Raw genomic sequence first — 10,740 nt, forward strand, 5'->3', positions numbered from 1 at the left:
GGCGTCGACCGTGACAGAACTCCCCGGCGTCCTCGCCCAGGACGACACCGCCAAGGCCCCCCTGCACGAACTGGGCCCCTTCCAGCAGGCAGCGCTCGCCACGGCCGACCGCGAGCTCGCCCTTCACGTTCGCGTGCCGGGCGCCACGGTGGCCGGCCTGCGTGACTCCCTCTACCGTGCTGTGGCCGGCAACCCGGTCTTGACCGCACGCTACGAGTGGCCGCAGAACACGAGCACCCCCCTCCAGCGCTCCCACCACGTCACCCGACGGCAGATCGCCGACGGCCACGGCTGGGAACTGTCCGGAGGCACCCTGCGGATCCGCATCAGCGGGGGCTGGGACGGGCCCGAGGTAAAGATCACCTGCTCGACCGGCTTCGCCGACGCCGCCTCGCTCGGACTGCTGATGGCCGACACCGCGACCTCGCTGGCCGGCGGCCCTGCCCAGGCACTCGCCCGCGCAGACTACCTGGCAGTGGCTCAGCGGCACCGGTCGATGATCCGCCGCGGCGAACTCGCCCAGGAGGAGCAGTACTGGGCCGCCCGGTGCCCCGCAGAGAACGCCGGCAGGCCCGGCGTGACGGACCTCGTTCCCGGCGGGACCGACGAGTCCGCAACCGACCGAGCCAGCGAACGGTACGTGCTCGACCGGCAGACGTACCAGGCGATGGAGAAGCTCGCCGCGGACGCCGGATGCAGCGTCTCCGACGTCGCCTGCTTCGCGCTGACCGTCGTCGTGCACCGCCTGGGCATCGACCCGGACGACTTCGGCATGGCCGCGGACACGCGCGAACTCCTCGGACTGGGTGAGGTCTCCGGCCCGTTCGGCCAGGTGTTTCCGCTGGCGGCCGGAGTCACGGATTCGCACTGCAGCGGGGCCGCGGCCCTGCACCGCTGGGCACAGCGCCTGGCCGAGGCCCGTTCCATGCTCGGCGTCCCGGCGCTCGCGCAGGGATCCGGCCGGCCCCACCTCGTCTTCGACGCCACCGAAGAGCCCGCCCTCCCCGACGGCTGGTACCAGGCGTCCTGGTTCCACCCGGCCGGTGACGCCCTGACCTGCTCGCTGCGCCTGGCCCCTGGCGGCGGCGCGCTCCAGATCGACTCCACCGCAGCTGCTCCGCGGATGCGCCTGACCGCCCTGCTGCACGCCTGGAGCGGGCTCCTCACCGACCTCGCCGCCCGGCCGGACGTCGAGCTGTCCCGGCTCGCCCTGGTGCCGGCATCGGTTCAGGAGCAGATGGCGGAGGGGATGGCGCGCGGGCTCCGCCGCCCGGCGGCCCAGCCGCTCGCCGAGCGCTTCCGGCAGCACGTGCGGGACGCCCCGGATGCCCCGGCGTACCGCAGAGGAGTGGATCAGGCCAGCTACCGGGAACTCGGCGCACGTGTCGCCGCCGTGGCCGAGGCTGTCGGCCCCCTGGAGCCGGGCGCCGTGGTCGCCGTCCTCGCCGAAGCCGAGCCGGACCTGCTGGCCGCGCTCCTCGCCGTGGACGCACTGGGCGGGGCGTTCCTGCCGCTCTCACCTCACGAGCCGGTGGCCCGTCTGGCCGACGCGATGCGTCACGCGGAGGCCGGCGTGCTGCTGACAGGCGGGGGCGCGCCGGAGTTCGAGGTGCCTCAGGGGTGCCGAGTGCTGGCGCTCGCCGATGTCACGGCCGAAGCCGCTGCTGCGGACGGCCGGCCCGGCCCGGCCGGTTCCCGACCCGACAGCCAGGCGCCGACGGCAGGCCCCGCTGACCCTGCCTACCTGCTGCGGACGTCGGGATCCACCGGAGTACCGAAGCTCGTGGAGATCAGCAGGAGCAGCCTGGCCAACTACCTGCGCTGGTCCGCGGAGGAGTTCCTCCCGCAGCGGACCGTGCTGCCGGTGCTTTCCAGCCCGGTGTTCGACGCGTCACTCAAGCAGACACTGGGCGTGCTCTACGGCGGCGGGTGCGTCACCTTCCTCGCCGCCGACCGGCTCGATCTGGACGCCGTACGCGACGAACTGCGCACGTACGACGGCCAGGTGGCACTGAACTGCGTACCCAGTTACGCGTCTGCCCTGTTGAGCGCCTTCGAGTCGGGCGCGCCTCGGGTGCTTCCGGAGATCGCCCACTTCCTCCTCGGCGGCGAACCGCTCGACGCCACTTTGGTTCAGCGCATCACCGCGCTCTTCCCGGGCGCCCAGATCTGGAACCTGTACGGGCCGACGGAGACCACGGCCACCGCCACTGCCGGACGCGTCCACCCGGGCCGGACCGTGCACGTGGGCACCGCCATAGCCGGCGCGGCCATCGCGGTGGTTGACGAGCAAGGCCTCCCGCTGCCGTACGGTGTGCGCGGCGAGGTCGTGATCGGCGGCCCCGGGGTGGCCCGGGGGTACCGGACCGGGACGGCCGGAACTTCTCCGTTCAGCCACCTCGACCTGGCCCGCCAGGTGTTCCCCGTCTACCGCACGGGCGACCTTGGTGTGCTCGATGGGGACGGCACGCTGCGGGTGTCCGGACGCCGGGACAACCAGATCAAGCTCAACGGCTGGCGCATCGACGTCGGTGAAGTGGAGCGCGTGGCGCTCGGTACCGAGGGAGTGCGCGAGGCAGCAGTGGTGCTGGACGACCGCGACGAACCGTGCCTGCGGGCGTTCGTCACCGGCACGGCCTCGGCTGACCTGGTGCTGGAGGTGTTCCAGAGGCACCTGCCGCGCCCGATGATTCCGAAGTCCGTCACGGTGCTACCGGCCTTCGACGTCCTGGTGAACGGGAAGACCGACCGGAAGGCGCTGCTCCGCCGCGCCGAGCGGCACGAGGAGGCCGTGCCCGAGGAGTACACCGCAGAAGAGCGCATCGTCGCCGGAGCCTGGCGCGAATTGCTCGACCAGGGATGGCCGCGGCCGGACGACGACTTCTTCAGCGTCGGCGGGCACTCGCTCCTGCTGGCCCGCCTCGTCAACCGGCTGCGCTCCCAGGGCCATGTGGAGCTCTCGCTCCAGCAGGTGGTGCGGCAGCCGACCGTGACGTCCATCGCCCGGCTCATCGATGCGTCGCACCGTGGGTGAGTCATCACTGCGGACACGGGGCAGCCTGGTCCGACTCCGTGACGGAGCGGGCAGCCCCGTGCTCTTCATCCACCCGTCGAGCGGCAGCATCGGCGGCTTCCGCAGGCTGCTGCCGCACCTCGCTGCCGACTACCCGGTCGCGGCGTTCGAAGCGAGCGGGTCCGGACCGGCCGACGGGTGCACGGTGACCGAACTGGCCGAGGCGTACCTGGCCGAAGCGGCCGAGGCGGCCATGGCGGACGACGCCACCCTGGTCGGCTGGTCCTTCGGGGGCGCCGTGGCCGTAGCGATGGCCGAGCTCGCGGAACGGGCCGGTCGACCCGTCCGGGGCGTGGTGCTCCTGGACAGTGCGACGCCCGAGGTCCTCAAGGCCCGGCCGCGTTCCACGGTCGAGGAGTATGCGGGCCTCTTCGGGGTGGCCCCCGAGTTGCTCGAAGGCGTGACGGAAGGCGATCGCGCCGACCGCGTGCTCGAAGCCGTCGCACGTGCCCTGTCGCCGGAGGGCGGGATCCCGTACACGGCCGACGACCTGAGGCCGTACGTGGAGCTCCACACCCGGCACGTGCGCACATTGCACTGCGGTCCGCCGCTGCGTCCGTGCACCGCGCCGGTCACGCTGGTCCGAGCTGCAGGGGAACAGGGCTGGGGCACCGCACCCGGTGACCTGGGCTGGTCCGCGCTCCTCGGCCTTGCCGTCCGGACGCGCTGGACACCCGGCACGCACCAGTCGATGACCGAACCGCACCACGCTGCCGGACTCGCAGCGCTGCTCGATGAACTGTTCACCGGGCAGCGCGGCGCACTGCCCGGTGGGCCTCCGGGCGGGCCGTAGCCGAGGTGGCTGCCGCCCGAATCACCGCGCTTTTCCGACTGCTGCCGTCCCAACCGGCCACTTCGCCCAGAGCCGGTCTTCGAAAGGAACGCTCGATGCTGGATCTCTCCGCACCCGTGGCAGGCACGACCGCCAGGGCGGCCGTCCGCCCGCAGGACGTGCACGCCACTCTGGACCGTCACATGCTGACCGACGGTTTCTCCTTCCCCCTCGACCTGGAACGAAGTCACGGCTGTTGGCTGGTGGACGCGGCCACCGGTGAGTCGTACCTCGACCTTTACACTTTCTTCGCCTCCAGTCCGCTGGGACTCAACCCGCCGCAGCTGGTGAACGATGAGCACTTCATGCAGCAGTTGGCAGCCGTCGCCGTCAACAAGCCGGCCAACTGCGACCTGTACACCACCCACCTCGCGGAGTTCGTCGAGACCTTCGCCCGTGTCCTCGGTGACCCCGAGTTGCCGTACCTGTTCTTCGTCGAGGGCGGTGCGCTGGCCGTGGAGAACGCACTGAAGTGCGCCTTCGACTGGAAGAGTCGGCACAACGAGGCCCGCGGACGCTCCGCTTCCTTGGGCACGAAGGCGCTGCACCTGACCCGTGCCTTCCACGGCCGCAGCGGCTACACGATGTCGCTCACCAACACCGACCCGGACAAGACGGACCGCTTCCCGAAGTTCGACTGGCCGCGGATCGACGTGCCGGCGATCCGCTTCCCGCTCGATGCGCAGGAAGAGGCGCGGCTGGACGCGGCGGAGGCACATGCCCTCGCCCAGGCCGAGGCCGCGTTCCGTGCGCACCCGCACGACATCGCGTGCTTCATCGCCGAGCCCGTCCAGGGCGAGGGCGGTGACAACCACATGCGGCCCGGGTTCCTCCAGGCAATGCAGCGCATGTGCCACGACCACGACGCGCTGTTCGTTCTCGACGAGGTGCAGACCGGTGTCGGTGTGACCGGCAGCGCGTGGGCTCACCAGCAACTCGGCCTGGCCCCGGACGTGGTGGCCTTCTCCAAGAAGGCCCAGGTCGGTGGCATCATGGCCGGCCGTCGTGTGACCGAGGTGGCCGACAACGTCTTCGAGGTCAGCAGCCGGATCAGCTCCACGTGGGGCGGAAACCTCGTCGACATGGTCCGCTCGCGACGACTGCTCGAGGTCATCGAGGACGAACGGCTGATCCCGCGGGCCACCGTTCTCGGTGAACACTTCCTCACCGGCCTGCGCAAGCTGGCCGACCGCCACCCCCGATGGGTGTCGGCGGCTCGGGGCCTGGGACTGCTCTGCGCGTTCGATATGCCGAGCACCGATGAACGCGACGAACTGCTGCGACGACTGCGGGACGACGAGCGGGTCCTGATGCTGGCCGCAGGTCCGCTCGGAGTGCGGATACGTCCGTCGCTCGCGGTCACCGAAGCCGAACTCGACCTTGCGCTGAGTGCCCTGGACCGGGTGCTGGACACGATGAACCCCCTGGAAGGATCGAAATGATGGCGGACACGCGGAACGAGGTCCTGACGTCGGTGGTGGCCGGGCAGCGCGCGAGCGCCGGACCGGCAGGGACCGGGGTGCGCACATACCGGTCAGTGAACCCGTCCCGGCTCAACGAGACTGTGGCGCAGCTGGACCTTGCCGACGCGCCGTACTTCGCCGGCGCCTGCAAGGCCGCCCGTACCGCGCAGGAGCGCTGGGCCGACGTGCCCGCTCCGGTACGCGGCAAAGTGGTCGCGGCCATGGGGCGCCTGGTGGAGGCCAACGCGGACCGGCTCGCCGCTCTCGTGACCAGGGAGACGGGCAAGCCGTACGCCGAGGCGCTCGGCGAAGTGCAGGAGATCGTCGACACTTGCGACTTCTTCGTCGGTGAGGGGCGCCGCCTGTACGGGCAGACGGTCCCGAGCGAGATGCCGGACAAGCAGCTGTTCACGTTCCGCGAGCCCCTGGGAGTGGTCGCGGTGATCACCGCGGGCAACTTCCCGGTCGCCGTACCGGCCTGGTACATCATCCCCGCCCTGCTCTGCGGCAACACCGTGGTCTGGAAGCCCGCGGAGTACGCGGCCGCCACCTCGGCGGCGCTCTTCGACCTGCTCATCCACGCGGGAGTGCCGGACGGCGTACTGAACCTGGTCTTCGCCGACGGCGAGCAGACCTGGAACGGTCTGGAACAGGCACTCGAGGCGGGAGACCTGAACAAGATCGGGTTCACCGGATCGACCGAGGTCGGCAGCAGGATCGGAGCGCTGGCAGGTCGGTACCTGCAGAACCCCTGCCTGGAGCTCGGCGGCAAGAACCCGCTCGTGGTCGCCGAGGACGCGGACGTGGAGCTCGCCGTGACAGGTGCGCTCTTCTCCGGGTTCGGCACGGCCGGCCAGCGCTGCACGTCTCTTGGAACGGTGCTGGTCCACTCGTCCCTGCACGACGAGTTCCTGAGCCGCTTCACCGCCGCCGTCGCCTCGTCCGCGATCGGCGATCCACGGCGCGACGTGCTCTACGGCCCTCTGATCGACCGGCGGTTCGCGGACCGTTTTGAGCAGTACCTGGGCTGGATTGAGCCGCACCACACCCCCAGCGGGTCCACGGACCTGGGCCGTATCACCGCGGCCCGGCCGCGCGATGGTTTCGTCGGCGACCCGGAATCCGGCCTGTACTACCACCCGACGATCGTCGACGGGGTTCGGCCGGACGACCGGATCTTCCAGGAGGAGACGTTCGGCCCGCTGGTCGGCGTCATGAGCTACGACCGCCTGGACGAGGCAGTGGAGCTCGCCAATGCGACCGGCTACGGACTCTCGGCCGCGATCTACACCAAGGACGCTGCGACCGCGTTCCGCTTCCGGCGCGGTGTGCGGGCCGGAATGGTCAGCGTGAACAACTCCACGTCCGGTGCCGAGGCGCATCTGCCGTTCGGTGGCAACGGCCGGTCGGGCAACGGTTCGCGGCAGTCCGGCATGTGGGTCCTCGACCAGTTCACCCGCTGGCAGGCGCTCAACTGGGACTACTCCGGACAGCTCCAGCGGGCGCAGATGGATGTCACGGACATCACCGGCGATCCGGACTTCCGCCTCGGCTGAGGCCAGGCGTGCGGGGAGCCTTCACCGTCAGGGCTGGGAGGGGTCGTCCGCCGTGGCCGCGGGCGCGTCGGCAGGCCTGTGCTGGAGCCCCATGGCCCAGCCGAGCTGAAAGCGGCTCGTGGCCCCCGTCTCCTGCATGATCATGGCGATGTGTTTGCGCAGTGTCCTTACGGACATGCCCAGACGCCGGGCGGCGACCTCGTCCTTCAGCCCGTCGGCGAGGATCTCGACGATCCTGACGTGGATCTCCTGGGTGTGGGTGTGCGCATTCAGGTAGCCGTCGGCCGTACCGCTGTACGGCTGCGCCCCGTTCCAGAACCGGTCGAAGAGTCCGAGCAGGAAGGCCACCATGGCCGGCTGTCGGACGATGAGGGCCGACGTCGGATCGTCCGGCGCGGCGAGGAAGCAGATCTTGCGGTCGAAAATGATCATGCGCTCGAAGAACTCGGGCATCGTCCGCACCTCGGCGCCGAGGCGGGACACCTGCTCCACGTACAACTGGGTGGGGGGGTCGAACCGCGTCGTGTGCTGGTACAGGTTGCGCACCTGAACACCGCGGCGCAGCAGTTCGAGATCCCGCGGCAGCGCTTCCGTCAGCACGTGGGCCGGCTGGGCACCACCCGGCTGGGCGGTGAGGACTTCGAGCGTGCACTCCCGCGCGGCGGCGGAGATGTGGGACAGCACGGTGTCCAGGTCGTCGACCCACTCCACTTGGCCGCCACCGGTCTCTTCGCGGCGACTGTCAGTGAACACGCTTGACAGTTCGTCGAGTTCGGCCCGGAAGGTCTCGATCTCCCGTTCCTGGCGCCGGAGCGCTGCTTCAGCGGGCCCAAGCAGCCGTGCGGTCGCGAGTTTGGGGTCTGCGGCGACCACCACGTCGTCGTCACCCACAGTGCCGTTGCGCAGGAGTCGCAGGGCGAGGAGGTCGTCCACCAGAGCTTCCGCCTCGTGCGAACTCAGCCCGGTATCCCGAACCACACATTCCGAATCATAGCCGCCCCTATTGAGGATGGAACGGTATGCGGCGGAGTGGGCGTCGCTCCATGTCGGAGCAAGAAATATCTTTTCTTTATTGTTCTGACCCGACATGTCCCCCCACATTTTCTGACGTGCAGCTTGCTGATCACCAGCATACGTGGCCAGCGCACGTGTTTTCGATCAGTCTTTTCACATCGCCGAAACGAACGACGGGCCCACCCGGGCCCTTGCAAGGGGGACCACTCCATGCCCACCGACCGTAGGTCTCGCCCCACCCAGGGCCTTCTCCTCCTCATTGCCGGCGCTATCGCGCTGGCAATCACGGGTACTTCTGCCATCGTGCCGTCGTTGCGCACCGTAACCATGGAGACCGAGACTTCCCGCACCACGCTGGCTCACACAGGGTGGGGCTACTCCACCGCCGTGGCGGACCCGTTGGTTTCCGGGCCCGAGGACCACACGGGCTGGGGCGGGTGACACGCCCGACGAGGCCGTGGGTAGCCGAGGAGGAGACCGGGCAGCAGCAGGGGGCTACGGACCCGGGCCTGTGGAGGATCATCGGGCCGTTCGGCGTCTCCTTCCTCGCGGACGGGCTCGCCACCGTGATGCTGCCCCTGCTGGCCTTGAACGCCACCCGGGCACCGATCGCGGTGGGGCTCGTCGCCTTCTGCCGCAGTGCTCCGTGGGCGTTCTTCGCCCCGTTCGCAGGGGTTCTGGTCGACTACTGGGACCGGCGCAGGGTGCTCGTTCTGGCGAGCGCGGTGCGCTGCGCGGTGCTGGTCTGCGTCGCAGCGATGCTCGCATCCGGCGCCGTGGGACTGTCCGCGGTCATCGTCACGGCTCTGGTGCTCGGCATCTGCGAGGTCGCGTACGACACGGCCGCGCAGACGGTCATGCCCTCGGTCATGCCGGGGGACCGCCTGAACCGTGCCAACGCCCGACTTTCCGCGGTCGAGACGGTGAGCGCCCAGTTCGCCGGTCCTGCGCTCGCGGGAATCCTCGCGGCGCTGGCATTGACTCCCCTCACCCTGAGCACTGCCCTGGTCTATGCGGCGGCGCTGTTCCTCGTACGCGGGCTGCGCATTCCGCGCCAGGACGCCCCGTCGGGCGCGAAGGTCCTCCCGGCCATCCGTGAAGGCTTCAGGTTCCTCTGGGACCACCGGGCCCTGCGCACGCTGACCTGGGCGACCGCGCTCGGTGCGACGGCGTTCGCAGGGTGGTTTGCCCAGTTCGCGCTCTACGCCGTCACCCCCGGGCCCATGGGCTTGGCCACCCGGGAGTTCGGCCTGATCCTCGCCGTGTCGGCAGCCGGCAGCCTGGCCGCCGCGCTGGCCGTCCCCCTGCTCCACCGTGTGATCGCCGCACGGTTTCTGCTGCCGATCGCCATCGTCTTCATCGCGACGGGGATGCTGCTTCCCGTGTGCGTCCCGGGAGCCGTGGCTGCTGCCGCGGGCCTGGCCCTGTACGGCGCAGCCGTCGTCGTCTGGAATGTCATCACTGTGACCTACCGGCAACAGCAGGTGCCGGACCGGCTGCTGGGCCGGGTCACGGCGGCGTACCGGACCCTTGCGTGGGGTGCGGCGCCCCTGGGTGCACTGGCCGGCGGTGTGGTCGGGCAGTACTTCGGCGTCCGCACCAGTCTGGTCGTCTTCGGACTGATGCCGTTGTTCCAGATCCCCGCCCTCCTGCTCCTTCCCCTGGGCCGGGCCGAGCAGCAGCCCGCCCCGGCGCCGGACGACGCGACGCTCTGAGGGCCCTCTCGCCCCTCGCGTGCGGTCCGCGCCCCGTTCATTCCTTCCTCCTTCATGTCCTTCCCTCGCGCCATTTGGAGATCGCGTGCCCAAGCTCGTACTCGACCCGCAGGAACTCGACGAAGTCAACGCACTCGCGCGACGCACGCTCGACCGTTACGGAACGGCGGACGACCTCGACTTCCTGGTCGACGCGGCGGCGATCGCCGCCGAACTGCCTTCCAGCATCCACCACTTCCTCAACCGCTTCCGCCGCGAGGAACTCGGTACGTGCATCATCGGCGGCCACGAGGTCGACGGCGCCGGGATCGGACCGACTCCCGCTCACTGGGACCACGGGGGAGACCCGCGGCGGACCGAGGTGTTCGACACCCGGCTGGTCCTGTACTCGGCCGTCATCGGAGAGGTCTTCGGCTGGGCGACCCAGCAGAACGGCCGCATCATCCACGACGTCCTGCCCATCCGGGGCAACGAGCACAAGCAGCTGGGCTCGGCCAGCAAGTCCGTCCTCGAGTGGCACACGGAGGACGCCTTCCACGAGCACCGCCCCGACTTCGTGGTGCTCGGCTGCCTGCGCAACCCCGACGGCGCTGCCACCACAGTGGCGGACACCGTCGACCTCGACCTGGACCCCGACGACGTAAAGGTCCTGTTCGAGGAGCGTTTCACCATCCAGCCCGACGAGTCGCACCTGCCGGCCAGCAACACCGTCCAGGCCGATGAGGACTTCGCGCGCATCGAGGCGATGCTGCACCGTCCCGAGCCGCTCGCCGTCCTCTTCGGTGACCCCGAGCGGCCCTACATCCGTGCGGACCGGTCCTTCTGGGCGCCAGTCGAAGGGGACGACCAGGCCGCCCGCGCGCTGGAGGCCATCACCGAGGTGATGGACGGTCGCCTGCGTGACGTCACGCTGGAGCCGGGGGACTACTGCTTCATCGACAACCACGTCGTCGTGCACGGCAGGAAGCCTTTCACCGCCCGCTACGACGGCACCGACCGCTGGCTCAAGCGCGTATGCGTCACTCGGGACCTGCGCACCTCGCGTGCGGTGCGCAGCGGCCTACTGAGCCACGTCGCTCACTGATCG

General features: G+C 70.1%; 7 protein-coding genes. 6 read left to right on the top strand and 1 reads right to left on the bottom strand.

What is annotated here, in order from left to right:
* Nucleotides 1–10: 10 nt before the first annotated feature.
* The 4 genes from OG490_RS28170 (at nucleotide 11) to OG490_RS28185 (ending at nucleotide 6,924) form a co-directional block, all read left to right on the top strand.
* The gene (locus tag OG490_RS28170) at nucleotides 11–3,034 is read left to right on the top strand and encodes an AMP-binding protein (protein WP_330299061.1); all 3,024 of its coding nucleotides are present in this window, start codon (nucleotides 11–13) and stop codon (nucleotides 3,032–3,034) included.
* A gap of 58 nt (nucleotides 3,035–3,092) precedes the next feature.
* On the top strand, nucleotides 3,093–3,866 hold the full coding sequence (locus tag OG490_RS28175) for a thioesterase domain-containing protein (RefSeq protein ID WP_330299062.1): 774 nt from the start codon (nucleotides 3,093–3,095) through the stop codon (nucleotides 3,864–3,866).
* A gap of 95 nt (nucleotides 3,867–3,961) precedes the next feature.
* A complete protein-coding gene (lat, locus tag OG490_RS28180; protein ID WP_330299063.1) occupies nucleotides 3,962–5,347 on the top strand; it encodes an L-lysine 6-transaminase in 1,386 nt (461 codons plus the stop codon).
* Nucleotides 5,347–6,924 carry an aldehyde dehydrogenase family protein gene (locus OG490_RS28185; RefSeq protein ID WP_330299064.1) on the top strand — a complete coding sequence of 526 codons (1,578 nt, stop codon included), beginning with the start codon at nucleotides 5,347–5,349 and terminating at the stop codon, nucleotides 6,922–6,924. The genes lat and OG490_RS28185 overlap by 1 nt, the downstream gene beginning before the upstream one ends.
* Before the next feature lie 27 nt (nucleotides 6,925–6,951).
* On the opposite strand, the gene OG490_RS28190 is transcribed toward OG490_RS28185, so the two are convergent.
* Nucleotides 6,952–8,013: a LuxR family transcriptional regulator gene (locus OG490_RS28190; protein ID WP_330299065.1), complete on the bottom strand. Its 1,062-nt coding sequence runs from the start codon at nucleotides 8,011–8,013 to the stop codon at nucleotides 6,952–6,954.
* Between the two features lie 362 nt (nucleotides 8,014–8,375).
* On the opposite strand from OG490_RS28190, the gene OG490_RS28195 reads away from it, so the two are divergent.
* Nucleotides 8,376–9,653 carry an MFS transporter gene (locus tag OG490_RS28195; protein ID WP_330299066.1) on the top strand — a complete coding sequence of 426 codons (1,278 nt, stop codon included), beginning with the start codon at nucleotides 8,376–8,378 and terminating at the stop codon, nucleotides 9,651–9,653.
* Between the two features lie 85 nt (nucleotides 9,654–9,738).
* Nucleotides 9,739–10,737 (top strand): guanitoxin biosynthesis L-enduracididine beta-hydroxylase GntD, encoded by a 999-nt coding sequence (gntD, locus tag OG490_RS28200; RefSeq protein WP_330299067.1) that lies wholly within the window; start codon nucleotides 9,739–9,741, stop codon nucleotides 10,735–10,737.
* Nucleotides 10,738–10,740: the final 3 nt, after the last annotated feature.

The sequence above is a fragment of the Streptomyces sp. NBC_00503 genome, from assembly GCF_036346895.1.
Taxonomy (GTDB): Bacteria; Actinomycetota; Actinomycetes; order Streptomycetales; family Streptomycetaceae; genus Streptomyces.